Genomic DNA, 26489 nt, shown 5'->3' with positions numbered 1-26489 from the left:
GCGGGTCAACTGCAGCGTATATTCCGAGTTCTTGCGCCGCGACTTGCCGCGATCATCCGCCGGATAGGGTTGGCCCCGGTGCGGCGGCGGCGGTTTCGCGAAGCCGGCGCCGCCGCATCGGGCTCTAGCTGCCGAACCCGGCCGGTATGAACGCCGGCAACTTCTCTTCGATGAACCGCTTCACCTCGGGTGAATTGAACACCTGGATGAAGGCTCTCAGGCGCGGATCATCCTTCTTGTCCGGCCGTGCCGTGAAGCGCAGCACGAGCCCGTCGTCGACGGTGCGGTCGATAATCAGTGCTGATTTGGGATCGCCGCCGGCGGGTATGAGGTAGGTGATGTTGACGAGCGCCAGCGTCACGTCGTCGAGCGATCGATAGGTCTGCGCCGGGTCCAGCTCGACGATCTTGAGATTCTTCGGATTGTCGATGATGTCGAACTTGCTGACCGAAAAGCCCTTGCCCGGCGTCAGCTTGATCAGCCCCGCCCGCTCCAACAGGATCAATCCGCGAGCGCCGTTGAGGGGCTCGTTGGGAATGGCGACGCTATCACCGGACTTGATCTCATCGAGCTTCTTGATCTTCTTCGAGAACAACCCGACCGGCGCGATCACGCCGACCTTGTCGACCTGCACCAGACTGAAGCCGCGCTGCTTGTTCTGGAGCGCGAGATAGGTCGCATGCTGAAACAGATTGGCATCGACGTCGCCGCTGTTGACGACCTCGTTCAGCGCCACCCAGTCCGAAAGCTCGACGATCTTGACGTCCTGCCCCTTCTCCTTGGCGAGCTTGGCGGCAAAGGACGCCAATTGCGCGACCGGGCCAGCGCTGGTTGCGATCTTCAAGGGCTCGTCGGCGAAGGTGGCTCCCGTGAGGCCGAGCCAGAGGCCCACGGTCTGCGCGATACGAAAGAAGATCTTCATTGTCTCAAGTCCCGTTCCAATTCAACCACGCTTGTCGACGAAAATGATGCGATCGGATTCCTCGACTGTCGAGCGGGTCCAGAAAATAGCGATGCGCGTGCTGCATCGTCGTCGCTTCGTAATTCGTTTCTTTCCGGCCGTTCGTCGAATTGAAAACAAACTCACTCGGCAGGAGCGCGGGGGTTACAGGTCCCTTTCGGCGAGTTTGCGAAACTCGTCGGGCACGGAACGAGAAATACCCAACGCTGCCGAGCCGTATCCGATTGCATCCCAACCGAAGCGATCGCGGATCTTGTCGACGGCGCAGTCAGCCGCCCAACGTGCCATGCCGATCCTGGCGCCGGGGCGGCGCGCTTCATCTTCAAGTCCAAGCGGGAGCTCCAGCTCGAGGTCCCAGTTCTCCTCAAGATGCGACACGGAGATCGCCAGCAACGAGATGGTGTTCTCGTGCGGGTGGTCTGCAAGGATCGCGCGCACCAGCTCCTCGGCGAGCTCAGCGAGGATCATCGTCGCGGAGATCGGCGCGTCGAGGGTCAAGGAGCGCGTGACCGAGTTCAGGTTGGCGAAGCGAACGCGGACCGTCACGGTTCGGCCAGGCCTGGACTTTGCGCGAAGCCGCGTTGCGATGCGATCTGCGAGGTGAAGCAGGATAGGTCGAATAACTCGCGCTTCTGCCGGCTTTCTGCCAATCGCCGATTGCGCTCCTGCCGATTGGGCCCTTCGGTGAGGCCTGAGCTGCCGCGGATCGCGATTCCACGCCAGCGCTGCGAGTTTCTCGCCCGCCGCAGAACCGAGCAACCGCTCGAGCGACCATCCCGGTGTCTTTGCCAGCTGCCCGATCGTCAGCACACCGATCCTGGCCAGCCGCGCCTTCGTGACCGGTCCAACGCCCCACATCAGTTCGACGGGCAGGTTGTGAAGGAATTCCAGCTCCGTTTCAGGATCGACGATCGCGAGTCCGTCGGGCTTGGCAACCTGCGAGGCAATTTTCGCCAGATGCTTGGTGCGCGCAACCCCTACTGAGATCGGAAGACCAAGCTCGGTGCGCACGCGCTCGCGGATTGCAGTAGCGATTTCGGCTGGCGAACCGAAGAGATGGGTGCAGCCCGCTACGTCGGCAAAGGCCTCGTCAATGGAGATCCGCTCGACGAGGGGCGTGAAATCGCCGATCACCTTGATCGCAGCATCACCCAGTCGTTGGTAATCCTTGAAATGTCCACTGACAAAAGTGAGGTGCGGACAGAGCTCACGCGCTTGCCGTCCAGGCATGCCGCCGCAGACCCCAAAAGCCCTGGCTTCATAGGAAGCTGCAAGTACAACCCCACCGCCGACCGCGATGGGCTTGCCGCGCAACGAAGGCACAAGCAACTGCTCAACCGAGGCGTAGAACGCGTCCAGATCAGCGTGGAGGATGGTTGCTGTCCTTGCCATCCGACCGTTCGCCTGAAGAAATTCCCTGAGAACATAATGAGAACACGCATGGCAGGTGTCAAGCCGGGATCTGCATCGACTTGCACCGTTGCCGCGGAGTCACGACGCACCTCATCTGCCGTTTTCTGCGTTGAGTGGTGGCCGATCAGTTTGTCATCCGCGTCTGGCGTTCACAGCACCCAAGACATCACCGGGCGAACAGGAGAAACGGATGCGCCATGCCGCGAGGCGCTCGGCCGAAAGGTGCTCCATCCTCGCGGCAAGGAGATCCTTTCCCACCTTCCCCGCCGCGGTATCTCCATGGTCCTGCGTGCGGTTGAGGAAGGAAAGTCGAAGCAGTTCGCCTTCACCGTGCAGCACAAGGTGCAGCGCATGCGTGCGAAACTCGAATTGCCGGCGGACTTCACCTTCGACGCCTGCCGGCACGGCCGCATGACCGAGCTGGAGGAGGCCGAACTGACCGACGGACAAGGGCGCGCGCTGTCGGCACATCGCACGCAGCAGTATATCGACTATGCCAAGCGCACCGAAAAGCGAATGCTGGCCGCCACCCGCAAGCGGCACGCGCACAGGCTGGCGAACGAAACAGCGACATATGTTCAGAATGAGCAGCGGAATCGCGTTCAGAATGAAGGGCCAGAACGACGTACGATTGCCGAGTAACATCAACTGGCTGGGGCGGGAGGGATCGAACCTCCGAATGGCGGAATCAAAATCCGCTGCCTTACCGCTTGGCTACGCCCCAACGGCGCTTGTCACGGGAATGGCTACCGCAGATTCCCGTTTGCTCCGCCGGTCTATAGAGAGAAAGCGAGCATTTCAACCGCCTCGGCGCGTAAATTCGCCGACCGCGGGCGCAGTTTGCACGCCCCTCCGACGTCAGCGCCCCGCCCGCGCCTGGCTGGCCTCCCAGGCACGAAACTTGGCCCTCCCGGCCATTGAGACCTCCGCGGTTTCGTGGGAATACGGCGCCAACGAGGTTTCCGGGAGCACGCCATGACCTACCGCGCGCCGATCAACGACATGCTGCTATCGCTCAACCACGGCGCGGGCCTCAAGGCCGCCGTGGAGGCCGGCCATTACGGCGATTTCGACGCCGACATCGCCCAAGCCGTACTGGAGGAAGCCGGCAAGTTCGCGACCGACGTGCTTGCGCCGCTCAACCGCGTCGGCGACGAGAACGGCATCAAGCTCGACGACGGCAAGGTCACGACCGCGCCCGGCTGGCCGGATGCCTATAAGCGCTGGACGGATGGCGGCTGGAACGCGGTCTCGGGACCGGAAGCCTTCGGCGGCCAGGGCCTGCCGATCGCGATCAACGCGGCCTGCACCGAGATCTGGAGCGCCTCGAACGTCGCCTTCGGCCTCTGCCCGCTGCTCACGGCCTCGGCGATCGAGGCGCTGGAGGCGCATGGCAGCGACGAGTTGAAGCAGATCTATCTGGAAAAACTCGTCACCGGCGAATGGACCGGCACGATGCAGCTCACCGAGCCGCAGGCCGGCTCCGACGTCGGCGCGCTGCGCGCCCGCGCCGAGCGGCATGCCGACGGCACCTATCGCATCAAGGGGACGAAGATCTTCATCACCTATGGCGAGCACGACATGACCGACAACATCGTGCATTTCGTGCTCGCTCGCCTTCCCGACGCGCCCGCCGGCACCAAGGGAATTTCTCTGTTCCTTGTTCCAAAGTTCATGGTCAATGCCGACGGCTCGCTCGGCGCGCGCAACGACGTCTATGCATCCGGCGTCGAGCATAAGCTCGGCATGCACGCCTCCCCCACCTGCACCATGACCATGGGCGATCATGGCGGTGCAATCGGCTTTCTGATCGGCGAAGAAAACCAGGGCATGCGCTGCATGTTCACCATGATGAACCAGGCCCGTCTCGGCGTCGGCCTCGAGGGCGTCGGCGTCGCCGACCGTGCCTATCAGCAGGCTCTCGCCTACGCGCAGGAGCGCAGGCAGGGTCGCGCCCTCGGCAAGAAGGGCGACGGCTCGGACGCGATCTTCGTGCATCCTGACGTCAAGCGCATGCTGATGCGAATGCGCGCACAGACCGCGGCCGCACGCACCATCTGCTATGCGACGGCAGTCGCGATCGACGTCTCGACGCGCGCCAAAGATCCCGGCGTGCGGGTCGAGGCCGCGGCGCGCGCGGCGCTGCTGACGCCGATCGCAAAGGCCTATTCGACCGACGTCGGCAACGAGGTCGCCTATCTCGGCGTACAGGTGCACGGCGGCATGGGTTTCATCGAGGAGACCGGCGCGGCCCAGCACTATCGCGACGCGCGCATCACCGCGATCTATGAAGGCACCAACGGCATCCAGGCGATCGACCTCGTCACGCGCAAGCTCGCGGCCAACGGCGGTACCGCCGTCTGGGCGCTGCTCGGCGAGCTCTCCGGCATCATCAAGCAGGTCGAGGCCTCCAACGATCCCGCCTTCGGCACCACCGGCGTCAAATTGCGCGAGGCGCTGGACGCGCTCAAGCGCACCAGCAAGTGGCTCTTGGAGCGCCTTGCCGAGGCGCCGAACGACGCGCTCGCCGGTGCCACGCCTTATCTCCAGCAGTTCGGTGCGACGCTCGGCGGCTGCATGCTGGCAAGCGAGGCGCTCGCGGCCAAGAGCGAGGGCAACGTCGATGCGCCCCGCTACGTCTCGCTCGCCCGTTTCTTTGCAGAGAACATCACCGTGCAGGCGAGTTCGCTGGAGCGCACCGTGACGGAGAGCGCGGAGTCGGTCGCGGCGGCGGACGCGGTGTTGCTGAGGTAGGTGGCTGCGTCCACATCACTGCTGTCATTCCCCGCGACCCGGCTACGCCAAGGCTTCGCCGGGGCGTGAGGTCTTGGCTCGCCGAAGCTTTAGCGTAGGCGGCAAGCGGGGAATCCGGTACGCCGCAGCTTCTCCGTATCCTCGCACAGCCCCTGGAATACTGGATCGCCCGCCCCAGTGCGCAAGCGCGCACAAGGCGGGCGATGACAGTGAGAGTGTGGTGAGTAACGCAGGACGCAGCCGCACCGCATCGCCATTGACTACCGCGCCGGCTTAGGCCGCACCAAAACCGCTGCCGCCGCGACGAGATTGAGCAGCAGGCATAGCGTCAGCGCTGCCGTGTAATCGCCGGTCAGGCTGCGCACGAACCCGATGAGGCCCGGGCCGAACGCGCTGATGACGCCGCTGATCGACGTGCCCAATCCCATGGCGGCACCAAATGCGGCATGGCCGATCTCGCGCTGAATGATCAGGGGTGGGAACGTGATCATGTTCCCGATCGAGAAGCCGTAGACGGCGCAGGCCGCCAGCATCACGCTCGCCTGCGACGATTGCAGCAGCACGAGAAGCGCCAGCGCCTGGCTCACCATCGACACCGAGCTCGCCAGACGCGGATCGATCCGGTCCACGAACAGGCCGAGCGACAGGCGGCCGACGACGGCCATGCTCGCCATGATGGTAAGCGCGAGCCCCGCCGCCGAGCGCCCGATCAGCGGCTCGAGGAACGGAACCTGGTGGACGATGAAACCCACTTGCGCGAGAATCGCAATCGCGATTGGCACCACCATGGTCCAGAAGCCGGAATCGCGGAGCAGTGCCCTTCGTGACGGCGCGGGAAGCGTGTCCTGGCCTGCCGCCTGGGACGATGCTGGGGGCGCCTGCGTTCCGCCCTTCGGCCGGTCGATCAGGGACACGATCACCGGCACCAGCACGACAACCATCACCGTCGTTGCGGCCAGCATCGCGCGCGCGAAGCCGACGAGGCCCGTCATGAACAGCAGCAGCGGCGCCAGCACGATGCCGCCGCAGGTGGCGCCGTTGAACGCGAGACTGAGCGCAAGCCCGCGACGTCGGTCAAACCAGGCGTTGAGGACCGTCGCGATCACGACCGTGCCCATTCCGGTCCAGCCCACCGACATCAGGGCATAGGCGAGATAGAGCTCCCAGGGTGCCGTCATCAATCCGAACATGATCGTCGAGGCGCCAAGCGCAGACAGGCCGCACAGCGAAAGCGCGCGCGGACCGATTCGCACCATGATGTCATCGGTGAAGATGACGAGAGCGGAGGTGAGCAGGAACGAGAAGGTGCTGGCCGTCGAGATCAACGCGCTCGGCCAGCCATGAACGCGCTGAAGCTCTGCGAGATAAATGCCCTGACCGTAAAGGCCGAAGCCGAACATGAAGAAGGCGATCAGGAAACAACCGAAGACGACCCGCCAGCCGCGATAGTGCAGCGAGGATTCGTCAACGATCTTTGCTGCAATCATCGATGGGCAATCGGCCAATGAGAGCGAAACGGGGCCGATCCTGTCGCACAACTCCCGGTTTTTCAATAAGGTCAGTGTAACTTTTTGTTGCAATACTCGCCTCGCCTGTGCGACGCCGGCGGTGGCATGCACAGCCCCGTTGAAAACGGCAACCCCAGGTTTGGCAACTCCGCAAGATGATGTAGGCTGACAGCAAAACGATGGGCTAGCGGCAACGGTGCTGTGGGCCGCTATTGGGGACTGGGAAGCATGGCCGGCCAGATCGTTGTGACGCATGAAGGCGCGATGCGCGTGATCACGCTGCGCCGGCCGGACAAGAGGAACGCAGTCACGCAAGCCATGTACCGCGACATCGGCCAGGCGATCGACACGGCACAGAACAACCCGGACATCCGTTGCCTCATCATCACCGGCGGCTCCGGCGCGTTCAGCGCCGGCAACGACCTCGAGGAGTTCCTGGCCGATGCCACGGCGAGCCCCGAGACGCCGCGAGCCTCCAACTCCATCAAGCTGCTCTATTCGCTCGCCCACAATGTGAAGCCGATCATCGCTGCCGTCGACGGCGTTGCGATCGGCATCGGCACGACCATGCTGTTCCATTGCGACTATGTGCTCGCATCGACCGCTGCGACCTTCAGGACGCCGTTCGTCCCGCTCGGACTGATCCCGGAGGGCGCGTCCACCCTCTTGATGCCGCGCACCATGGGCTATCAGCGCGCGTTCGCAATGCTGGTGATGGGGCGGACCTTCGACGCAGAGGACGCCCGGTCGGCGGGATTCGTCAATGTCGTGGTCTCGCCCGGACATACCGAGGCGGAAGCCAAGAAGGTGGGGCGGGAGATTTGCAGACTGCCGGCAGATGCGGTCGCGATCTCGCGCAAATTGCTGCGCCTGCCGCCGGAGGAGCTGACACGCCGCATCGACCAGGAAAGTCATCTCTTCGGCGAGCGAATACGCTCGAAGGAAGCGATCGCTTCGTTCAGGGCATTCTTCGCGAGAAAGAGGCATTAGAGGAGCGCAAGCTGCCACCTCCTCCGCAATGAGAGAAGGAAGAGAGCAACAAGCTTCGTGAAATCTTCCCGCGGAACGTCTAGGCTCGTTCCATGCGACATCTGCTTCGCCTGATCCCAGCCACTCTCGCCTTCGCGCTCGGCTGCGCCCTGCCCGTTCTTGCCCAGGGCTCGGCATCGGTCGAACTGCGCATCCTCGCGATCAACGACTTCCACGGCAATCTAAGGCCGCCGCCGGGCGGCATCCGCATCGGCGATCCCGAGGACAAGACGAAGAAGGTGACGGTCGCGGCGGGCGGCGCCGAATACATGGCGACGCTGGTCAGGCAGCTTCGCGAGGGCCGCAAGAACACGATCTTCGTCGCGGCCGGAGACCTCATCGGGGCGAGCCCGTTTTTGTCGGCGATGTTTCACGACGAGCCGTCGGTCGAGTCGCTGTCGATGATGGGGCTTGCGATCACCTCGGTCGGCAATCACGAGTTCGACGAGGGAAAGGCCGAGCTGCTCAGGATGCAGAACGGCGGCTGCCATCCGGAGGACGGATGCCAGGGGCCGCATCCCTTCACGGGTGCCAAATTCCATTATCTGGCGGCCTCCACCATCGAGACCGCGACCGGCAAGAGCATCCTGCCGCCCTATGAGATCAGGGAGTTCGACGGCATCCCCGTCGCCTTCATCGGGCTGACGCTCAAGGGCACCGCCGGTATCGTCTCGCCAAAGGGCATTGCCGGGCTCGAATTCCGCGACGAGGCCGAGACGGTGAATGCGCTCGTTCCGCAACTGAGGGCGCGCGGCGTCGAGGCGATCGTGGTCCTGATCCACGAAGGCGGCGAGCCGACCGGCGACTACAATGAATGCCCGGGCATTTCAGGGCCGATCGTCGACATCGTCAAGAAATTCGACCGCGCGGTCGACGTCGTCGTCAGCGGCCACACCCACCGTGCCTATGTCTGCAACATCGACGGCCGGCTCGTCACCAGCGGCGACAAATACGGCACGCTCGTCACGGCGATCGACGTCACGCTCGATTCCGCCACGCGCGACATCGTCAGCGCGAAAGCCGAGAACGTGATCGTCGCGAACGCCTCGCTCGCCAAGGATCCCGATCAGACCGCGCTGATCGAGGCCTACGACAAGCTCGCTTCCCCCATCGCCAACCGTCCGGCGGGATCGGTGACACAGACGCTCTCGCGCGTGCCCAACGACGCCGGCGAGAGCGCGCTCGGTGACGTCATCGCCGATGCGCAATTGGCGGCGACGAAGGATGCGAAGGACGGCGGCGCCCTCATCGCCGTCACCAATCCCGGCGGCATCCGCACCGACATCGTGCCGAAGGAGAACGGCGCGGTGTCCTTTGGCGACGTGTTCGCGAGCCAGCCGTTCCGCAACCGCCTCGTCACCCTGACGCTCACGGGCAGCCAGCTCAAGGAGATGCTGGAGCAGCAATGGCTCGATCCGAAGCGTCCGCGGATCCTCCAGGTGTCGAACGGCTTCAGCTACGTCTGGGACGCCTCGAAGCCGTTCGGTGAGCGCGTGATGGCCGACAAGATGACGCTCGACGGCAAGCCGATGGATCCGGCCTCGAGCTACCGCGTCACCCTCAACGACTATCTCGCCGTCGGCGGCGACGGCTTTACCGCCGCCAAGCAAGGCGCCTCGCCGCAATATGGCGGCTACGATGCAGATGCGCTATTTGCCTTCTTCAGGACGCACGGCCCGATCGGCCCGCTGCCACTGAGCCGCATCCTGCGCGTCAATTGATCCAGATCAAACGGCCCGGAACGGGACCACCTTTGCCATTCCAGGCCAAACGCCTACATTGCGTTTTGCATTGCCTTTTGGCGCCGGATGCGCCAAGCGAGGTCAAAAGCCCGTTCGCAGTGAGCCCGACCTGATGAGCACGCTTCTTCTCTCCCACAAGGCCTGCCTCGACCACGTTACGCCGCAGGGCCATCCTGAGCGGCCGGACCGCCTGCGCGCGGTGGAGGAAGCGCTGTCGCACGAACGCTTCCAGTTCCTGGTACGGGACCAGGCGCCGGAGGGCAATCTCGACCTCGTCACGCTCTGCCACAACGAGCACTACGTCACCGAGCTGCGCCACATCGCGCCGACCAGCGGCCAAGTCTATATCGACGGCGACACCTCGATGTCGCCGGGCACCTGGGAAGCAGTCATGCGCGGGGTCGGCGGCGCCGTCGCCGCCACCGAGGCTGTGATGGCAGGCGAGCATCGCAACGCCTTCGTCGCCGTGCGCCCGCCCGGACATCATGCCGAGATCGGCAAGCCGATGGGCTTCTGCTTCTTCGACAATGTCGCGATCGCGGCGCGCCACGCGCAGCGCAAATACGGGATCAAGCGCGCGGCCATCGTCGATTTCGACGTGCACCACGGCAACGGCACACAGGACATCTTCTGGTCGGATCCGACCGTGATGTACTGCTCGACCCATCAGATGCCGCTGTTTCCAGGCACGGGCGCGCGCTCCGAGCGCGGCGATCACGACACCATCGTCAACGCGCCGCTCGCCTCCGAGGATGGCGGCCCTGAATTCCGCGACGCCTTCGAGAATTTGATCCTCCCGCAGCTCACCAAGTTCAGCCCCGAGCTCCTCATCATCTCCGCGGGGTTCGACGCGCATTACCGCGATCCGCTGGCCTCGCTGAACCTGCGCGGCGAGGACTACGCCTGGGTGACACGGAAGCTGATGGACCTCGCCGACAAGACCGCGGGCGGGCGCGTTGTTTCGGTGCTCGAAGGTGGCTATGACCTGCAAGGACTGAAAGAATCTGTTACGGCGCATGTCGGCGCCCTGATGGGCGCCTGACGACACCCGCCACATTGCGCCCGCAAAATATTGCTTCGTAACCTAGCGAAGGGCGGGCAATCGGATACGGATATGGCCGAAAATACCCAAATCGACGTCACCAGGCTGACCTTTGAGCGCGCGATCGAGGAACTCGAGACGATCGTGAAGCGGCTCGAGGAGGGCAAGGTGCCGCTGGAAGAATCGGTGGCGATCTATGAGCGCGGCGAGGCCTTGAAGCGCCGCTGCGAGGAGCTCTTGCGCCAGGCCGAGGCCCGCGTTGACAAGATCACAACGGACGCCAGCGGCCAGGCGAGCGGCACCGCACCCCTCGACGTTCAGTAGCCATCCTTCCCCCGATACCCCAAGCCATTCAGAACATTCAGGGAATGCGCCCGAAGGCCGCGCAGCCAGGCTGCAAATAGCTCTTGGCCTGTCCCACGGACTGCTATAGTCCCGGGCAGACAATGCGGTCCGGACCAATGGTCCGGACGAATATCGACGGTTTTCGTCGAAAAAAAAGCATGTCAATCGGGGAGAGGCTGGGCTCCTGTCGGGGCCCAAGGCCGGCTTGCGGGATCACAGAGTCAGTGCGCGTTCAGAACCGCCATATCATCTATGTGCAGGGCTACGATCCGCGCGGGCTCGCGCGATATTATCGCATGTTCCGCACCGAGCTGCGCAAGTTCGACCGGCTCTACCAGCTCAAGACCACGATCAGCCGGCCGCAGGATCTGAGCGAAGGCGAGATCGCGTCCTGGAGCATCGAGACCCGCGCTGACGACTGGCAGACCCGCACGGCCTACGATTTCCTGCGCTTTGAGGATTACATCAAGCGCGACCTCGCCCAGCCGATCCGCAAGACCGTCTTCGCCGCGCTCTGGGTCTACTGCCAGCTCGTATTCGGCGGCACCATCGCGCGCTTCGCCAAGGCGAATTGGCGATTCGCGACCTTCGTCAGCTATCCCTATCTGGTGCTGCTCGTGCAAGCGCTGTGCGCGGCCGGCGTCGCATGGTTGTTCCGCAAAGGGCTGGATGCATTCGGCATCCCAGATCCCTTCAGCCTGCTCGCGGCCGCCGCACTATTCGTGGCGCTGCTCGGCACCATGCTGAGATACACGGAGGAGAGGACCTATGTGCTCTATCTCCTGCGCGACCACATCTGGACCTGGGAATTCGCCCATCGCCGCCAGCCGGAATGGGACCGGCGCATCGACCGCTTCGCGGAGCATCTGTGCAAGGTCGCGCGCACCACGCGCGCAGAGGAGATCGTGCTGGTCGGCCACTCCTCGGGCTCGTTCCTCGCCATCGAGATCCTGGCGCGCGCGCTCAAGCTTGATCCTGTGCTCGGACAGCGCGGCGCCCGCGTCATGCTGCTCACGGTCGGCGGCAATTGTCCGGTCGTCGGCTATCACGCTGCGGCACAGGATTTCCGCGACCGCTTGCGCGAGCTCGCGGTCGAACCCTCGGTCGAGTGGATCGACTGCCAGGCCCGCAAGGACGTGATGAACTTCTTCCAGTTCGATCCGATCGCGGGCCACGGCATCGACGTCGGCGCGGCACGATGCAATCCCGCCGCCATCGTACCGGTGCGCTTCCGCGAGATCATCGCACCGGAGCACTACAAATTGTTCCGCTGGCAGTTCTTCCGCGTCCATTTCCAGTTCGTGATGGCCAATGAGCGGCCGCACGCCTACGACTTCTTCATGATCGTGTGTGGCCCGGTTCCCTTGCGGGAACGGATGGCCATGCCGGACGCGGCGCTTGCGGTTGCGGTAGGGGACGCCCCGGCCCGCGAGTTTGCCTGGCGGCGGCTGGAGCTGGAAAGTTCCCGTCCCCGCGGTCAAATTTCTGCCGAGGAACTCGGCAAAATGGAACCTCCGGCCCGGAGCCGGGGTTAACCAAACCGGCCCAAGGCTTGCAAGTGCATACCCTGTCCACGGGCCTTACGGGTTGGCTTTGGCGGCAGCTTTGGTGTAAAGCTTCGCGGACTATGGCTATTTGCGAGCCTTTCGTGAGCAAGTATTGCTGACGGCAAGCGCTTCAAATCGCTAATGAAATTGGCTGGGACGGGTGACGCCGAGCTGGGTGACAAAGATCACTGAACTGAACCGGAGCGCACTTAGGCTCACTTAAGCTTGAAGAAGGGGCTTTGCCCCGCGCAGTTGGCTCCGACAGTCAGGGCTCGCGCTGCGCCAATATTATGCATACCCATCTCGCGCCGGACGGTCGTCCGGCCCTTAAAATTGGAAATCGCCGTGAACGCATACAGCAAGACGCCGCTTCTCGACACCATCCGGACGCCGGATGATCTGCGCAAGCTCAAGATCGAGCAGGTCCGCCAGGTTGCCGACGAGCTGCGGCAGGAGACCATCGACGCCGTTTCCGTGACCGGCGGTCATTTCGGAGCGGGCCTCGGCGTCGTCGAGCTCACCACCGCGATCCATTACATCTTCGATACGCCGCGCGACCGGCTGATCTGGGACGTCGGCCACCAGGCCTATCCGCACAAGATCCTGACCGGGCGGCGCGACCGCATCCGCACCTTGCGCACCGGCGGCGGCCTCTCCGGCTTCACCAAGCGCAGCGAGAGCGACTACGATCCGTTCGGCGCGGCGCACTCCTCGACCTCGATCTCGGCCGGCCTCGGCATGGCGGTCGCGCGCGACCTCTCCGGCGGGAAGAACAACGTGATCGCCGTGATCGGCGACGGCGCGATGTCCGCCGGCATGGCCTATGAGGCCATGAACAATGCGGGCGCGATGAACTCCCGCCTGATCGTCATCCTCAACGACAACGACATGTCGATCGCCCCGCCGGTCGGCGCGATGAGCGCGTATCTGTCGCGGCTCTACTCCGGCAAGACCTACCGCACGCTGCGCGAGGCGGCCAAGCAGATCAACAAGCGCCTGCCCAAGATCATTGCCAACCGCGCCAACCGCGTCGAGGAATACTCCCGTGGCTTCATGATGGACGGCGGCACGCTGTTCGAGGAGCTCGGCTTCTATTACGTCGGCCCGATCGACGGCCACAATCTCGACCATCTGCTACCCGTGCTGAAGAACGTGCGCGACATGGAGACCGGCCCGATCCTGGTCCACGTCGTGACCCAGAAGGGCAAGGGCTACGGCCCGGCAGAAGCCTCCGCCGACAAATACCACGCAGTGGTCAAGTTCGACGTCGCGACCGGCACGCAGGTCAAGGCCAAGCCGAATGCGCCGGCCTACCAGAACGTGTTCGGCCAGAGCCTCGTCAAGGAAGCGCAGAAGGACGAGAAGATCGTCGCCATCACCGCGGCGATGCCGTCGGGCACCGGCGTCGACATCTTCAACAAGGCATTCCCCGACCGCACCTTCGACGTCGGCATCGCCGAGCAGCACGCCGTGACGTTTGCCGCAGGCCTCGCCACAGAAGGCTACAAGCCGTTCTGCGCGATCTACTCGACCTTCCTCCAGCGTGGTTACGACCAGGTCGTGCATGACGTCGCGATCCAGAGCCTGCCCGTGCGCTTCGCCATCGATCGCGCCGGCCTCGTCGGCGCCGACGGCGCGACGCATGCGGGCTCGTTCGACAACGCCTATCTCGGCTGCCTGCCGAACATGGTGATCATGGCGGCCGCGGACGAGGCTGAAATGGTGCACATGGTCGCGACCCAGGTCGCGATCAACGACCGTCCGAGCGCTTTGCGCTATCCGCGCGGCGAAGGCCGCGGCGTCGAGATGCCCGAGGTCGGCATTCCCCTCGAGATCGGCAAGGGTCGCGTCGTGCGCCAGGGCAGCAAGATCGCCCTGCTCTCCTTTGGCACCCGCCTTGCGGAGTGCGAGAAGGCGGCCGACGAGCTCGCCGCGCATGGCCTTTCCACCACGATCGCGGATGCGCGCTTCATGAAGCCGCTCGACACCGACCTGGTGCTCAAGCTCGCCCGCGAGCATGAGATCCTGATCACGATCGAGGAAGGCTCGGTCGGCGGCTTCGGCTCGCATGTCGCGCAGTTCCTGACCGACCAGGGCGTTCTCGACAGTGGCGCCGTGCGGTTCCGCACGATGGTGCTGCCCGACGCGTTCCTCGACCATGACACGCCGGCCGCGATGTACGGCCGCGCCGGTCTCGACGCCAAGGGCATCGTCGCCAAGGTATTCGAGGCGCTCGGCAAGGATGTGAAGACCGAGACGGTCAAGCTCGCCTGATTGTTGCGCGGGCACTGCCTCTTACCTCTCCCGCTTGCGGGAGAGGTCGGATCGCGAAGCGATCCGGGTGAGGGCTCTCTCCTCTAGGGGGTTCTCGATTGCGGAATCACCCTCTCCCCAACCCTCCCCCGCAGGCGGGGGAGGGAGCAGAGCACGCGCTGCGGCTCGTACCTTGATCCAGAATTTTTCCGGCTTTGGCTCCATGAAAATCTATCTGGCAGGCCCCGACGTGTTCCTGCCGGATGCGGTTGAGATCGGCCGACGGAAGGCCGCGATCTGCGCGGCGCATGGACTCGTCGGACTCTATCCTCTCGACAACGCAGTCGACCTCGCCGCGCCCGATGCCTCGCGGCGGATCTTCGCCGCCAACGAGGCGATGATGGATGCGGCCGACGCCATCATCGCCAATCTCACTCCCTTCCGCGGCGCCGGGGCCGATCCCGGCACCGTCTACGAGCTCGGCTACATGGCCGGCCACGGCAAGCTGTGCCTCGCCTACTCCAACGATCCCGCCCTCTATGCCGACCGCGTCGGCCGCTTCATGGATATCACCACCGAGGACGGCCGCCTGGTTGATGCGCAAGGACTGACGATCGAGGATTTTGGCCTCGTCGACAATCTCATGATGGTCCACGCGCTGGAGCTGCACGGCTGCCCGCTGGTAACGCCGGCCGAGATACCCATCGACGTCTGGCACGATCTCGCCGCGTTCGAGACTTGCGTCCGGATGGCGGCCGCGCGACTTATCTCTACATAAGCGCTTCAGCCGGTCCCGGAGAGCCTGATGTCCCCTCCCCGCAAGCGCGCGGATGTTCTGCTGGTCGAACGCGGCCTGTTCGAGAGCCGGGCGCGGGCGCGCGCGGCGATCGAGGCCGGGCTCGTCACCGCCAACGACAAGCCCGTCGCAAAGCCCTCCGAGACCATCGCGGAGGACGCAGTGCTTAAGGCCGAGCCGGCGCATCCTTATGTCTCGCGCGGCGGCGTCAAGCTCGCCGGTGCGCTGGAGCGCTATCCCATCGAGATCGAGGACCATGTCTGCCTCGACGTCGGCGCCTCCACCGGCGGCTTCACCGAGGTGCTGCTGGCGAACGGCGCGAGCCTCGTCTTTGCAATCGACGTCGGGCGCGAGCAGTTGCATCCGTCGCTGCGCGGTCATCCCAAGATTGTCTCGATGGAGGAAACCGACATCCGCTCTTACGAAGGCAAGCGCCTGCCGGCGCGGCCCGACATCGTCGTCATCGACGTCAGCTTCATCTCGCTGAAGACGGTGCTGCCGGTGGCGCTGTCGCTGGCGGCGGCGCCGATGAGCCTGCTCGCGCTGATCAAGCCGCAATTCGAGGCCGAGCGGAAGCACAACAAGAAGGGGATCATCCGCGACGCCGCCGTGCATCAGAAGATCTGCGACGACATCGCGGCCTTCGCCGCCTCGCTCGGCTGCACCGACATCGAGGTGTTCCCGTCGCCGATCACGGGCGGCGATGGCAACATCGAATTCTTCCTGGGCGCGCGCCGTGGTTGAGCGTCTGGCAATCGATCACGTCGGCCACCGCGGTGATGGCGTCTGTCTCGATGATCGTGAGGCGATCTACGTGCCCTATGCGCTCGGCGGCGAGACCGTCGAGGTCGAGCATGTTCCGGGCCATCATCCGGACCGCCGCAAGCTGCTCGCGGTCGATGTGGCAAGCCCCGAGCGCATCGCGCCGTTCTGTCCGCATTTCGGCGTCTGCGGCGGCTGCGCGATCCAGCACTGGGCGGCCGCGCCGTACCAAGCCTGGAAGCGCAACATCGTGGTCGAGACGCTGGCACAGGCCGGCGTCGCGTGCGAGGTGGCGCCGCCGGTCGACGCGCATGGCGCGGGCCGGCGGCGGATCACGCTGCATGGCCGGCTCGGCACGCATGAGATCCTGAAGGTGGGCTTTGCCGCAACGAGCTCGCACGACGTCATCCCGATCCATCGTTGTCCGATCCTCGATCCGGCGCTCGAAGGCGCGCTCGACGCGGCCTGGGCAGTCGCCGAGCCGCTGACGTCGAAAATGGCGGTGACCAAGCCGCTCGACATCCAGGTCACCGCGACCGAGAACGGCCTCGACGTCGACGTGCGCGGTTCAGGTCCGCTGCCGGCGGCGATGATCACGGCGCTCTCAGGCGTCGCGGAGCAGCATCGGCTCGCGCGGCTGACGCGGCACGGCGAGCTCGTGCTGCAACGGCTGCCGCCGACGCTGCGCATGGGCCGCGCAGAGGTGACGCTGCCGCCGGGCTCTTTCCTCCAGGCAACCGTGGCCGGCGAAGAGACGCTGGCCGCGCTGGTGAGCGAGCGCGTCGGCAAGGCCAAGGAGATCGCCGATCTCTTCTGCGGCGTCGGTCCATTTGCCCTGAGACTTGCGGAAAAGGCGCGCGTCACGGCCTATGACAGCGACGCCGGCGCCGTCGCAGCGCTCGCGAAAGCTGCGCGCACTCCGGGCCTGAAACCGATCACGTCCGCGCCGCGCGACCTGTTCCGCCGCCCGCTGGTGCCGCAGGAGCTGCGCGAGTTCGACGCCGTCGTGTTCGACCCGCCACGCCAGGGTGCGCAGGCGCAGGCGCTGAAACTCGCCGCTAGCAAGGTGCCGGTCGTGGTCGCCGTATCCTGCAACGTCGCAACCTTCGCCCGCGACGCGCGCCTCCTGATCGACGGCGGCTACAAGCTCGAGACCGTGGTGCCGGTCGACCAGTTTCGCCACACGCCGCATGTCGAGCTGGTGGCGCGGTTCAGCCGGTGACGCGATAAGAGCCGCCTGCCGCCGGATCCTACCTGGCCTCTACGCCGACTGCTCGAATTGCGGCTGCCAGCGCAGCAGGTAGGATTGCAGCGAGCGCACGGCGAGCGCGAGCAAAATTCCGACGAACATCATGACGAAGATGGCGACCATCATCTCGCTGGCGTTGGCGCGTGCCTCGGCTTCGATGATGAGCTTGCCGAGCCCGCGTTCGGCACCGATGAACTCGCCGACGATGACGCCGATCAGCGCAAAAGACACCGCCGGCAGGAGCGAAGCGAACACCCAGGCGAGCGCGGACGGGATCACGACGGTGCGCAGCACGGTGAATTCGCTGGCGCCGAGCAGACGGGCGGCTGCGATCTGGTCGCGATCGACCGCGCGCGTTCCCTCGAATGTGTTGAAGAACACCACGAAGAACACGACGAGCCAGGCAGTCGCGATCTTCGAGAGATCGCCGAGGCCGAAGATCAGGATGACGAGCGGCACCAGTGCGATGCGCGGAATCGAGTTGAGCGCCACGACGTAGGGGCCGAACACGCGGGCCAGGAAATCGGAACGGCCGAGGATCAGACCGGCGGCGATCCCGCTCGCCGATCCGAACAAGAATCCCCACCAGGTGTTCTTCAGCGTGACCAGCGTGGCAAGCCATAAATTATTGTCGTTGCCCCTGATGCAGGCAGCAAAGCCGTCGGCATCGGCAAAGCAGCCAAGCCGCAGGAAGCTCTGCCAGATCAGCGACGGCTTGGCGACGAAATAGGGATCTAGGATTTTTGGCACGTAAGCCTTCGGCAGCAGCGCCTTGCTCCATTCAAAGCCCCACTGCCAGATGACGAGCACAGCGGCGAGAATGGCCAGTTGCCAGAACAGGATCGCAATGCGGCTTTTGGCCATGGTCAGTCAACCCTGGTGCGGCGGAATTCTTCGCCGAGCGAATGCCAGATGTGGGAATAGAGGCGGCCGAATTCGGCGCTCTCGCGCACGGCCACGGGATCGCGCGGCCGCGGGATGGCGACGTCGAAATCCTCCTTGAGCCGCCCGGGCCGCGCCGAGAGCAGGATGATGCGGCTTGCGAGCGTCAGCGCCTCGCCGAGATCGTGCGTCACGAACAACACGGTCTGCCGCTCGCGCTCCCAGATCTCCAGCAGGGTCTTATGCATCTCGAGCTTGGTGTGGGTGTCGAGCGCACCGAACGGTTCGTCCATCAGCAGGATTTCGGGCTCCAGAATCAGCGTCCGCATCAAGGCGACGCGCTGGCGCATGCCGCCGGACAGCATGCGCGGAAAGCTCTGCGCAAAACCTGTGAGCCCGGCCTTCTCGACCGCCGAAGCCACGCGCCGGGCACGCTCGGTCTTGGGCAACCCCGCGATCTCCAACCCGTAGCCGATGTTCTGCTCCACGGTCCGCCAGGGAAAGAGCGTGTCGCGCTGGAAGACATAGCCGACCCTGGGGTTGACCTTGCCGGTCTCGACAGTGTCGTCGTTGATGAGGATGCGTCCGCCCGAGCGCGGCAACAGTCCCGCGACCATGTTAAGGATAGTGCTCTTGCCGCAGCCGGATGGGCCGAGCAGTGCTACGAATTCGCCCTGCCTGACCTCGAACGACACATCATCGACCGCCACGAACTCGCGACCGGACGCGCTGAAGCGTTTGGCGAGACCCTGCACGGCGATGCGCGTACGCGCCCCTGCCCTATCATCGTCGTCTCTCGCGCGCGCGAGGCCCGGGCTGGGTGCGGCCATCATTTGTATTTCGCCCTGGCTGACTCAAGGAAGCTCATATCGACGACATCCGCGTACTTGGTCTCGGGAATGTCGGTACCCTTGCGGTACCAGGGCTTGGCGCCGCGCTCGAACGAGGTCTTGTCGATGCTGCCGTCATAGGCCCAGGTCGACTTGTCGAAGCCGAGCTCGGCGCTGATTGCATCGGGGTCGATGCCGGAGAAATATTTCGGCGTGACCAGCGCCTGCACATCCGCGAGCGGCGTCGCCTTCACGAAGGCCATCGCGCGGTAGACCGCGTTGACATAGGCCTGCACCATCGCCTTGTCCTGCTCGACCGTGTCCTGGAGCGTATAGATCACGAGCACGGGCAGCGTGCCGCCGAAATCTTTCTCGAACACGCCGGGCTTCGACGTGTCGTAGATGGTCCTGCCAAAACCCTTCTTCTCGACCTCGACGATCCAGCTCGGCGGCGCCATGATGGCGTCGAACTGCTTGGTCTGGAGCGAGGGGAACATCGTGTTGGGTCCGCCGCCCGCAACCCAGTTGACCCTGTCGCCGAGTCCGCGCGCCTCGAACACGTAGGTGCCGAACACCCAGGTGCCCGAGCCGATCGCGGTGGCGGCGACGATCGGCTTGGCGCCGTCCGCGCGCTTGTAGTCCGCGAGCTTTTCGACCGAGTTGATGCCACTCTCGTAGAGGTCCTGCCGGACCATGATGTTGGCGTAGGAACACACCATCTCGGTCGCGAGCAGGATCTTGCAGGGTTTGCCGCGCGCGCTGAGCTGAAGCGGATGGCTGGCATCGCCATGCGCGAACAGCGCCTGTCCCGCCGCCAGCGTCTGGCGGCCGAACGTGCCGGCGTTGCCGGTCACGAGCTTCGAATCGAGCCCTTCGTCTCTGAAGTACCCCTTCAGCTCCGCGATCATGCCGATGGCGTAGACCGGCGATACCGGTCCGAACGCGAGCGAGACCTGCTTGCCCTCCGCGCGCAATCGTCCCGGCAGCAGCGATGCGCCGGCCAATGCGGAGCCCGCGATCAGCGCCTGGCGCCTGGTAATGGTCATGTGCTCCTCCCTGTGTTCTCTTTGATCGCGCCAAGCGTCAGGACGGCGCGGCTTTGATCGTCCCTGCTTGTCGCAGCGCTTCGATTTCGTTCGGGGAAAGGCCGATCTCGCTCAGGATCTCGCTCGTCTGCTCGCCGATCTGGGGCGGATCGTAACGGTTGGGCAGGCGCCGGCCGTCCATGGAGATCGGCAACAGCGGCGTCTTTGCCTCGCCGCCGTCAGGCAAGTGAATGTCGGTCAGCCCACCCGACTGGTTGAGATGCGGGTCATCGAAGAGATCGCCGGGCTTGTTCACCGGCGCGTAGGGCAGATCGAGCTGCTCGAGGCGCGCGGCGAGATCGGCCTTGTCCCATTGCTTGAAGATCTTCGCGATCTCCGGGATCAGCCAGCCGCGATGGTCGACACGATCGTTGCTCGTCGCAAAGCGCGGATCGGCAAGCCAGGCTTCGCAATCGAAGGCGCGGCAGAACGCCTCCCATTGCTCTTCGCCGACGATGGTGACGAACAGTTTTGAGCCGTCTTTGGTGTCGAAGAGGTCGTAGACCGGCCACGGGCTGTCCTTGATCGAATAGGGGATCGACGGCTGGCCGCTGACCACCTCGCACATCATGGCCTGCGCCATCAGGAACACGTTGTTCTCGTACAATGCGCTCTGGATGTAACGACCGCGGCCGGTGCGCTGCCGCTCGGCGAGCGCCGCCTGGATCGCGATCACGCCGAACATACCGCCCATGATGTCGTTGACCGAGGCGCCGGCGCGCATCGGCCGGTCCGGCAGGCCGGTCATGTAGGCAAGGCCGCCCATCATCTGCACGACCTCGTCGAGGGCGAGGCGGTTTTCGTAAGGGCCGGGAAGATAGCCTTTGAGCGAGCAATAGATCAGGCGGGGCGCAAACGCGGCGACGCTCTCGTAGTCGAGGCCGATGCGCTTCAACAGGCCCGGCCGGAAATTCTCGATCAGGACATCGCTGCTCTCGATCAGCTTGCGCGCGATGTTCTGGCCTTCCGCGGTCGACGTGTCCAGCGCGATGCTGCGCTTGTTGCGACTGTAGGTGGCGAAGAAGCCGGCGGCGGGGCCCTTGAAATAGCGGGTGCGGTCGCCCTTGGGCGGCTCGACCTTGATCACGTCGGCGCCGAGATCGGCGAGGATCAGCCCGCAGCTCGGCCCCATCACCATCTGGCTGAACTCGATGACGCGAACGCCGGCCAGCGGACGAAGCTCCGGTGCGGTCTCGCGCATAGAAACCGTCATGCCGCCCTCCGCAGCACCTTGGGGATGCCCGCCTCGTGCAGATGCCCCGTCAGATGTTTCGCCGGGATATGGCGGGCGAGAATCTCGCGCGTTTGCATCAGGCGATCGAGGTCGATGCCGGTGGAAAGGCCCATCCGCTCCAGCATGAACACGAGATCCTCGGTGACGATGTTGCCGCGCGCGCCCGGGGCAAAGGGGCAGCCACCGAGCCCGGATACCGCCGCATCGAAACGGCGAATCCCCGCCTCGAGGCCTGCGACGGCATTGGCAAGGCCGGCACCGAGCGTGTCGTGCAGATGCAGCCGCAGCGTCATCTGCGATCCGACCTCGCGCCTGACAGCTTCGACGATCTGCCTGATCAGTTTGGGGGTCGCGTAGCCGACGGTATCGGCAAGCCCGATCTCGTCGGCGCGGGCTTCGGCAAAGGCGCGCGCGACCCGGCACACGGCCGCTTCGCTGACCTCGCCTTCCAGGGAGCAGCCGAAGGAGGTGGAGATCGCGCCCATCAGTTGCGGCCGCTGGTCCACCGGCCGGGCATCGACCGCGGCTCGGACCGCGCGAAATCCCTCGAGCTGCTCTTCGACCGAGCGGCGCACATTGGCGCGATTGTGCGTCTCACTTGCCGAGATGACGAAATAGACGGCGTTGACGCCGGCGGAGATGGCGCGCTCGGCGCCCTTCGGATTTGGCACCAGCGCGCCGATGGTCGCCGTGTTGTGCGTGAGCGCATGCGCCATCACCGCATCGACGTCGGCGAATTGCGGCACGACCTTTGGCGGCACGAAGGATCCGGCATCGATCTCGCGCACACCGGCGGCAACGATCGTGTCGATCAGCGTGCATTTGGCTTCGGTGGGAACGAAGATGTCGAGATTCTGCAGGCCATCGCGGGGAGCGACCTCGCAAATATGGACATCCGGCGCGCGCGCCATCGGGCTCTCCCTGCTTGATTGTATATTGTTGCATAAAAGAACAATCCATGGGACAGTCTGTCAAGCCTAAACCTTGCGTGCGCTGCAATGACCACGTCCGATAGTTCCCGACTGCGCGCCACCAGGAACGGCGGTTCCGAGCGCGCCGAGCACCTCGCCGGCCTGATCATGGCGCTCGCCCGGCGCGAAGGCATGAAGGCCGGCGATCGCTTGATCGAACAAAGACTTGCGGATGCGCTGGACCTTTCGCGCGCGCCGATCCGGCTTGGCCTCAAGGCTCTTGAGGCGGCAGGGCTGGCGCGCGGTGAGCCGCATCGCGGCTTCGTGCTGGCGAAGAATCCGACCAGCGGCGCAGCCCAACCGGCCCTCGCGGCAGTCAGGCGCAGCGAACACGTCTATGCGACGATTGCGGGCGACGTGCTCGCGAGCCGGCTGCCGGCTGATGTCACCGAGGCGGAGCTGATGCGCCGTTATGATCTGAGCCGGGCCGAGCTGCAGCGGCTGCTCGACCGTATCGCGGCCGAGGGCTGGATCGCGCGCCTGCCGGGCTATGGCTGGCGCTTTGCGGAGACGATCTCCAGCCCCGAAGCACAGGCCAAGGCGATGGCGTTTCGCGCGGTGATCGAGCCCGCGGCGATCGCGCAGCCCCACTTCATGCTACCTCAGGAGGTGATCGCACGGTTGCGCGAGCGTCAGCTGCGCGTCCTGGAAGGTGAGCTCGAGAAGATGACGATCGGCGAAATCTATCACTCCGGCTGCGAGTTTCATGAAGAGATCATCCGCGGAGCCGGTAATCCGTTCTTCATCGAAGCGCTCAAGCGTGTGAACTCGATCAGGCGCCTGTTCGCCTATCGCAGCTTCGCCGACCGCGACGGCATGCGCCGGCACGTGCGTGAGCATTTGCGCCTGCTCGACCTCCTGGAAGCGCGGCGCTATGCCGAGGCAGCGGAGCTGATGGCAAGACACCTGCAACGCCCGCTGGTGGCCGCCTTGTCTTGAGACCTGGGCGACGTGGCCGCTGGTTCTCCCGCAATTGCGACAAAAATGTCGCACGCTCAGAAAAAATCGGTCCTTGCTTTGAAACTGGCCGGTCTGCCCGCCCCAGCCAGTCCAGAATCTGCTAATGTCCGCAATTATTACCTGTTTCTTTTTCATACGGAACGACTCAAGTGATCATTGAAATCGCTTGTTCTGTCATTTGCATCGTCGCGATGCGGGCTATCTCGAAGACATACAGGCGGCGACGAGACGTACTTTATGGCCGGTATATGACCCCGGCCGATTAAGTCGGCTTCGTCGTCAGCTTCCCCAATTCGAGGCGAAACGTCCCGCCAACGGGAACGGCTGCGCTCATCGATGGCACATGTGATTGCCACCCAAAAGAATGCGCCTGCCACCTGAATTGGCAGATAGGAAAATCCGCCTACCGGCGACTACTCTGGCAAGACATACCGCCGGAGCATTGCCATGTCGGCTCAAATTATTCAGTTCAGCAAATATCAGCGATCCCGTGAACTCGCTCGGATGCACAGCGACATCGAAAGGAGCCTGACCAAGCTAAGCGCAATGGCCGCCCAGGTGTTCAACGCATTGCGAGACGATGCAGCCGCCGGCCCCTCTGAGTTGAGCGCTCGACAGCAAACACATCCCATTGAACCAGGGCTTGACCGCCCGCCGCTTCCGTCATCTGACCTCCAGCGCGACCTTGATCCGTACGCAAGCGGGCTGCGATGGCTCAATGGACAAGACGACAATTCCTGATTGTCCGGGAATGGGATCGCTGGATCGCGAGGCAACGATTGCCGCGCTATCGATCCGCGCGCAAAAAAACTCTCGAATTCTTCCTCGAACTTCAAAGTGCCAAGTCGCCCCTCCTGGATTTCAATCCGCGCGGACGCGACAAATGGGCGATCGTGCATCATTGGTTGGTAATTGCGGGGCGGGTGCCCGACGGTAGGCCGCGCCCGAAATAGGCAGCGGTTCCCGTCGGGCTCGCGGAGAGGTGTGCGCCGACACGTTGAACCAGCTGCGCACCGGATTGACCCACTTAGAGGACCCGCGGATTTCCGAGAGCCTCGCTCTCATCACGGCCGATGGCTCGTGCGCGGTCCGGCAAAGCACAACTGCTGGTAAATGCCCGACACCGCATGGAGGCTGTCATGGAAGTCGATACCGACAGGTTGAATGCTTTTATGGGCAAGATGGTCACCGAGCTGGGCGCGGCGATGAATGCATCGCTGGTCCTGCTGGGCGACAAGCTCGGCCTCTACCGCACCCTCGCCGCCAAGGGGCCGATGAACTCCACCGAACTCGCGAGCGCGACCGGAACGAAGGAGCGCTATATCCGCGAGTGGCTGGCGAGCCAGGCGGCCTCCGGTTACATCGAATACGATTCCGCGAGCGGAAAATTCTCGATGCAGCCGGAGCAGGCGATGGCGCTGGCCGACGCGGACAGCCCGGTGTTCCTAGGCGCATTCGGCGATGTCGTCGCGGCGACGTTCCTCGACGAGCCGAAGGTTACGGACGCCTTCAAGACCGGCAAGGGTGTCGGCTGGAACCGGCGCAGCGAATGCCTGTTCTGCGGCACCGCCCGCTTCTTCCGTACCGGCTACAGGCATCATCTGGTCCAGGAGTGGCTGCCCGCGCTCGAGGGCGTGGTGGAAAAACTCAAGCGCGGCGCCAAGGTCGCCGATGTCGGCTGCGGGCACGGCGTCTCGACACGGCTGATGGCGGAAGCCTTCCCGAACTCCCGCTTCTACGGTTTTGACTATCACGAAGGCTCGATCGAAGCTGCGCGCCGGTCGGCCGCAGAAGCCAAGCTCGGAGACCGCGTCAGCTTCGCCGTTCATTCGGCCAAGACCTATCCGGCCGAAGGCTATGATCTCGTCTGCTTCTTCGACTGCCTGCACGACATGGGCGATCCCGTCGGCGCCATCAGCCACGTGCGCGAGTCCATGGCGAACGACGGCACCTGCATGCTGGTCGAGCCGTTCGCCAATGATCGCCTCGAAGACAACCTCAATCCGGTGGGGCGCGTCTATTACGCGGCATCGACCATGATCTGCACACCGGCATCGCTCGATCAGGAGGTCGGCATGGCGCTCGGTGCTCAGGCCGGCGAGGCAAGGCTGCGCAAGGTCGCGCGCGAGGGCGGCTTGAGCCGCTTCCGTCGTGCCGCCGAGACGCCCTTCAACCTGATCCTGGAGGCGCGGATCTGACGTCGATCATGCCGGGCTCGGGTCTGCGCGCGACGTAGCCGACGCGCAGGCCCGGCACGAAACCGCAACGCTCGTAGAAACGATGCACGCGCGCGTCCTCGCGGCCGCTTTGCATGAGCACGTGGTGGCAATCCCTGGTCCACGCCGCCTCCAGCGCCGCGGCGACGACGGCACGCCCGTGTCCGCGCCCCTGAAATTCCGGGTGTGTCGCGACATTCTCGAGAAAGCCGTGCCGGCGGCCGCCGCGCAGCAGGTTGGGCGCGGTGATGAGCATGCAGGTCGCGACGATTTGGCCGTCGGTGTCCGACACGAACACGGCGAGGTCGTCGCGCGACAGGGTCTGCCGCCAGATATCTTGGGCCCGTTCCTGCGGCTCGGCCGCGGCGCTGACCTCCGAGACGCGAAAGAGCTCGAGCAGGCCGGCGAGATCAGCGCTTTCCGCAAGTCTGGCGTTCGCCATCCCATTCATCTCCTTTTGACGTCGCGCCAGTTTCTCCGGCGGTCGAGCCGTTGGCAATCCGGACGTTGATGTTGGTCAACCGCAGCGCCATGCAATCGCGAGCTTCACATCTTCCCCGGCTGCGCAGTCGAAGACCTCGCACTCGCGGCCTCCCTGCTCGGCTTCAAGGCGAACGTGGCGATTGGCGGCGACAGCATCGCGATCGCGCTGGAGACGGCACCGGCGGAGAAATCCGCGCTGGCGGATGCCGTTACGGCGATGCAATGCACCCGCGCGACGTTCGACGGCAAGCCGGTCGCGCCGCGAGATGACGATTCATTCTAGCACTACTTTGGCAGAATCTGTTTGCGCCAGTGTTTTTCAAGGATTTTTTTTCGGCAGTATGGACACTGTTGAGACGGCGGCCGAAGGATGAGATCGACGATGGCGTGACGTACGGCGGGCATGGTTGGCTGAGGCGGAGGTCCG

General features: G+C 64.4%; 24 protein-coding genes and 1 tRNA gene. 15 read left to right on the top strand and 10 right to left on the bottom strand.

The window, feature by feature from the left end; translation table 11 throughout:
- Nucleotides 1-124: 124 nt before the first annotated feature.
- Nucleotides 125-922 carry a MetQ/NlpA family ABC transporter substrate-binding protein gene (locus SO180_RS18120; protein ID WP_449380199.1) on the bottom strand — a complete coding sequence of 266 codons (798 nt, stop codon included), beginning with the start codon at nucleotides 920-922 and terminating at the stop codon, nucleotides 125-127.
- A 183-nt stretch (nucleotides 923-1105) separates the two neighbouring features.
- The gene (gene dinB / locus SO180_RS18115) at nucleotides 1106-2353 is read right to left on the bottom strand and encodes a DNA polymerase IV (RefSeq protein WP_449380198.1); all 1248 of its coding nucleotides are present in this window, start codon (nucleotides 2351-2353) and stop codon (nucleotides 1106-1108) included.
- Between the two features lie 48 nt (nucleotides 2354-2401).
- Here dinB and SO180_RS18110 point away from each other — a divergent pair, with 48 nt between their 5' ends.
- Entirely contained in the window at nucleotides 2402-3016 is a 615-nt protein-coding gene (locus SO180_RS18110) for a hypothetical protein (RefSeq protein WP_449380197.1), read from the top strand.
- 7 nt (nucleotides 3017-3023) lie between these two features.
- Here SO180_RS18110 and SO180_RS18105 read toward each other — a convergent pair.
- Nucleotides 3024-3098: transfer RNA gene (locus SO180_RS18105), tRNA-Gln, on the bottom strand.
- A 251-nt stretch (nucleotides 3099-3349) separates the two neighbouring features.
- Here SO180_RS18105 and SO180_RS18100 point away from each other — a divergent pair.
- Nucleotides 3350-5128, top strand: coding sequence for an acyl-CoA dehydrogenase family protein (locus SO180_RS18100; RefSeq protein ID WP_449380196.1), 1779 nt, complete (start codon nucleotides 3350-3352; stop codon nucleotides 5126-5128).
- A 260-nt stretch (nucleotides 5129-5388) separates the two neighbouring features.
- On the opposite strand, the gene SO180_RS18095 is transcribed toward SO180_RS18100, so the two are convergent.
- Nucleotides 5389-6615: an MFS transporter gene (locus SO180_RS18095; protein ID WP_449380195.1), complete on the bottom strand. Its 1227-nt coding sequence runs from the start codon at nucleotides 6613-6615 to the stop codon at nucleotides 5389-5391.
- A 249-nt stretch (nucleotides 6616-6864) separates the two neighbouring features.
- On the opposite strand from SO180_RS18095, the gene SO180_RS18090 reads away from it, so the two are divergent.
- The 9 genes from SO180_RS18090 (at nucleotide 6865) to SO180_RS18050 (ending at nucleotide 17374) form a co-directional block, all read left to right on the top strand.
- Complete coding sequence (locus tag SO180_RS18090) at nucleotides 6865-7626, top strand: enoyl-CoA hydratase-related protein (protein WP_449380194.1); 762 nt, start codon at nucleotides 6865-6867, stop codon at nucleotides 7624-7626.
- A 92-nt stretch (nucleotides 7627-7718) separates the two neighbouring features.
- Nucleotides 7719-9386 carry a bifunctional metallophosphatase/5'-nucleotidase gene (locus tag SO180_RS18085; protein ID WP_449380193.1) on the top strand — a complete coding sequence of 556 codons (1668 nt, stop codon included), beginning with the start codon at nucleotides 7719-7721 and terminating at the stop codon, nucleotides 9384-9386.
- 133 nt (nucleotides 9387-9519) lie between these two features.
- On the top strand, nucleotides 9520-10449 hold the full coding sequence (locus SO180_RS18080; protein ID WP_027526546.1) for a histone deacetylase family protein: 930 nt from the start codon (nucleotides 9520-9522) through the stop codon (nucleotides 10447-10449).
- 72 nt (nucleotides 10450-10521) lie between these two features.
- Nucleotides 10522-10773 carry an exodeoxyribonuclease VII small subunit gene (locus SO180_RS18075; protein WP_027526545.1) on the top strand — a complete coding sequence of 84 codons (252 nt, stop codon included), beginning with the start codon at nucleotides 10522-10524 and terminating at the stop codon, nucleotides 10771-10773.
- Nucleotides 10774-11018: 245 nt separating this feature from the next.
- Nucleotides 11019-12329: a hypothetical protein gene (locus SO180_RS18070; RefSeq protein ID WP_449380192.1), complete on the top strand. Its 1311-nt coding sequence runs from the start codon at nucleotides 11019-11021 to the stop codon at nucleotides 12327-12329.
- Between the two features lie 357 nt (nucleotides 12330-12686).
- Nucleotides 12687-14615, top strand: coding sequence for a 1-deoxy-D-xylulose-5-phosphate synthase (dxs, locus tag SO180_RS18065; RefSeq protein ID WP_449380191.1), 1929 nt, complete (start codon nucleotides 12687-12689; stop codon nucleotides 14613-14615).
- 202 nt (nucleotides 14616-14817) lie between these two features.
- Nucleotides 14818-15372 (top strand): nucleoside 2-deoxyribosyltransferase, encoded by a 555-nt coding sequence (locus tag SO180_RS18060; RefSeq protein ID WP_449380190.1) that lies wholly within the window; start codon nucleotides 14818-14820, stop codon nucleotides 15370-15372.
- 27 nt (nucleotides 15373-15399) lie between these two features.
- The gene (locus SO180_RS18055; protein ID WP_449380189.1) at nucleotides 15400-16134 is read left to right on the top strand and encodes a TlyA family RNA methyltransferase; all 735 of its coding nucleotides are present in this window, start codon (nucleotides 15400-15402) and stop codon (nucleotides 16132-16134) included.
- A complete protein-coding gene (locus SO180_RS18050) occupies nucleotides 16127-17374 on the top strand; it encodes a class I SAM-dependent RNA methyltransferase (protein WP_449380188.1) in 1248 nt (415 codons plus the stop codon). Before SO180_RS18055 ends, SO180_RS18050 begins: the two co-directional genes overlap by 8 nt.
- Before the next feature lie 39 nt (nucleotides 17375-17413).
- Here the strand turns inward: SO180_RS18050 and SO180_RS18045 are convergent, their stop codons facing one another.
- Genes SO180_RS18045 through SO180_RS18025 form a run of 5 tightly spaced genes read right to left on the bottom strand, consistent with a single transcriptional unit; the run spans nucleotide 17414 to nucleotide 22343 of the window.
- Complete coding sequence (locus tag SO180_RS18045; RefSeq protein WP_449380187.1) at nucleotides 17414-18265, bottom strand: ABC transporter permease; 852 nt, start codon at nucleotides 18263-18265, stop codon at nucleotides 17414-17416.
- Between the two features lie 2 nt (nucleotides 18266-18267).
- On the bottom strand, nucleotides 18268-19116 hold the full coding sequence (locus tag SO180_RS18040; protein WP_449380186.1) for an ABC transporter ATP-binding protein: 849 nt from the start codon (nucleotides 19114-19116) through the stop codon (nucleotides 18268-18270).
- Complete coding sequence (locus tag SO180_RS18035) at nucleotides 19113-20159, bottom strand: ABC transporter substrate-binding protein (protein WP_449380185.1); 1047 nt, start codon at nucleotides 20157-20159, stop codon at nucleotides 19113-19115. Before SO180_RS18035 ends, SO180_RS18040 begins: the two co-directional genes overlap by 4 nt.
- Before the next feature lie 37 nt (nucleotides 20160-20196).
- The gene (locus SO180_RS18030; protein ID WP_449380184.1) at nucleotides 20197-21411 is read right to left on the bottom strand and encodes a CaiB/BaiF CoA transferase family protein; all 1215 of its coding nucleotides are present in this window, start codon (nucleotides 21409-21411) and stop codon (nucleotides 20197-20199) included.
- Complete coding sequence (locus SO180_RS18025; RefSeq protein ID WP_449380183.1) at nucleotides 21408-22343, bottom strand: hydroxymethylglutaryl-CoA lyase; 936 nt, start codon at nucleotides 22341-22343, stop codon at nucleotides 21408-21410. The genes SO180_RS18030 and SO180_RS18025 overlap by 4 nt, the downstream gene beginning before the upstream one ends.
- 87 nt (nucleotides 22344-22430) lie before the next feature.
- Between SO180_RS18025 and SO180_RS18020 the strand changes: the two genes are divergently transcribed.
- From SO180_RS18020 to SO180_RS18010, 3 genes are all read left to right on the top strand, one after another.
- Entirely contained in the window at nucleotides 22431-23342 is a 912-nt protein-coding gene (locus SO180_RS18020) for a GntR family transcriptional regulator (protein WP_449380182.1), read from the top strand.
- Between the two features lie 468 nt (nucleotides 23343-23810).
- Nucleotides 23811-24104 (top strand): hypothetical protein, encoded by a 294-nt coding sequence (locus SO180_RS18015; protein ID WP_449380181.1) that lies wholly within the window; start codon nucleotides 23811-23813, stop codon nucleotides 24102-24104.
- Between the two features lie 398 nt (nucleotides 24105-24502).
- On the top strand, nucleotides 24503-25561 hold the full coding sequence (locus SO180_RS18010; protein ID WP_449380180.1) for a class I SAM-dependent methyltransferase: 1059 nt from the start codon (nucleotides 24503-24505) through the stop codon (nucleotides 25559-25561).
- On the opposite strand, the gene SO180_RS18005 is transcribed toward SO180_RS18010, so the two are convergent.
- The gene (locus SO180_RS18005) at nucleotides 25533-26030 is read right to left on the bottom strand and encodes a GNAT family N-acetyltransferase (RefSeq protein ID WP_449380179.1); all 498 of its coding nucleotides are present in this window, start codon (nucleotides 26028-26030) and stop codon (nucleotides 25533-25535) included. The genes SO180_RS18010 and SO180_RS18005 overlap by 29 nt on opposite strands.
- Nucleotides 26031-26195: 165 nt before the next feature.
- On the opposite strand from SO180_RS18005, the gene SO180_RS18000 reads away from it, so the two are divergent.
- Nucleotides 26196-26345 (top strand): hypothetical protein, encoded by a 150-nt coding sequence (locus tag SO180_RS18000; protein WP_449380178.1) that lies wholly within the window; start codon nucleotides 26196-26198, stop codon nucleotides 26343-26345.
- The last annotated feature ends 144 nt before the right edge of the window (nucleotides 26346-26489 follow it).

Source organism: Bradyrhizobium sp. UFLA05-112 (assembly GCF_053572325.1).
Note: the sequence above shows the minus strand (reverse complement) of the source record. Positions and strands in the feature narration are given on the sequence as shown.

What these genes read in the sequence shown, in the direction of transcription:
- SO180_RS18120 (WP_449380199.1), bottom strand. Translation starts at nt 922, where the DNA reads ATGAAGATCTTCTTTCGTATCGCGCAGACCGTGGGCCTCTGGCTCGGC.
- dinB (WP_449380198.1), bottom strand. Translation starts at nt 2,353, where the DNA reads ATGGCAAGGACAGCAACCATCCTCCACGCTGATCTGGACGCGTTCTAC.
- SO180_RS18110 (WP_449380197.1), top strand. Translation starts at nt 2,402, where the DNA reads ATGGCAGGTGTCAAGCCGGGATCTGCATCGACTTGCACCGTTGCCGCG.
- SO180_RS18100 (WP_449380196.1), top strand. Translation starts at nt 3,350, where the DNA reads ATGACCTACCGCGCGCCGATCAACGACATGCTGCTATCGCTCAACCAC.
- SO180_RS18095 (WP_449380195.1), bottom strand. Translation starts at nt 6,615, where the DNA reads ATGATTGCAGCAAAGATCGTTGACGAATCCTCGCTGCACTATCGCGGC.
- SO180_RS18090 (WP_449380194.1), top strand. Translation starts at nt 6,865, where the DNA reads ATGGCCGGCCAGATCGTTGTGACGCATGAAGGCGCGATGCGCGTGATC.
- SO180_RS18085 (WP_449380193.1), top strand. Translation starts at nt 7,719, where the DNA reads ATGCGACATCTGCTTCGCCTGATCCCAGCCACTCTCGCCTTCGCGCTC.
- SO180_RS18080 (WP_027526546.1), top strand. Translation starts at nt 9,520, where the DNA reads ATGAGCACGCTTCTTCTCTCCCACAAGGCCTGCCTCGACCACGTTACG.
- SO180_RS18075 (WP_027526545.1), top strand. Translation starts at nt 10,522, where the DNA reads ATGGCCGAAAATACCCAAATCGACGTCACCAGGCTGACCTTTGAGCGC.
- SO180_RS18060 (WP_449380190.1), top strand. Translation starts at nt 14,818, where the DNA reads ATGAAAATCTATCTGGCAGGCCCCGACGTGTTCCTGCCGGATGCGGTT.
- SO180_RS18055 (WP_449380189.1), top strand. Translation starts at nt 15,400, where the DNA reads ATGTCCCCTCCCCGCAAGCGCGCGGATGTTCTGCTGGTCGAACGCGGC.
- SO180_RS18045 (WP_449380187.1), bottom strand. Translation starts at nt 18,265, where the DNA reads ATGGCCAAAAGCCGCATTGCGATCCTGTTCTGGCAACTGGCCATTCTC.
- SO180_RS18040 (WP_449380186.1), bottom strand. Translation starts at nt 19,116, where the DNA reads ATGATGGCCGCACCCAGCCCGGGCCTCGCGCGCGCGAGAGACGACGAT.
- SO180_RS18035 (WP_449380185.1), bottom strand. Translation starts at nt 20,159, where the DNA reads ATGACCATTACCAGGCGCCAGGCGCTGATCGCGGGCTCCGCATTGGCC.
- SO180_RS18030 (WP_449380184.1), bottom strand. Translation starts at nt 21,411, where the DNA reads ATGACGGTTTCTATGCGCGAGACCGCACCGGAGCTTCGTCCGCTGGCC.
- SO180_RS18025 (WP_449380183.1), bottom strand. Translation starts at nt 22,343, where the DNA reads ATGGCGCGCGCGCCGGATGTCCATATTTGCGAGGTCGCTCCCCGCGAT.
- SO180_RS18020 (WP_449380182.1), top strand. Translation starts at nt 22,431, where the DNA reads ATGACCACGTCCGATAGTTCCCGACTGCGCGCCACCAGGAACGGCGGT.
- SO180_RS18015 (WP_449380181.1), top strand. Translation starts at nt 23,811, where the DNA reads ATGTCGGCTCAAATTATTCAGTTCAGCAAATATCAGCGATCCCGTGAA.
- SO180_RS18010 (WP_449380180.1), top strand. Translation starts at nt 24,503, where the DNA reads ATGGAAGTCGATACCGACAGGTTGAATGCTTTTATGGGCAAGATGGTC.
- SO180_RS18005 (WP_449380179.1), bottom strand. Translation starts at nt 26,030, where the DNA reads ATGAATGGGATGGCGAACGCCAGACTTGCGGAAAGCGCTGATCTCGCC.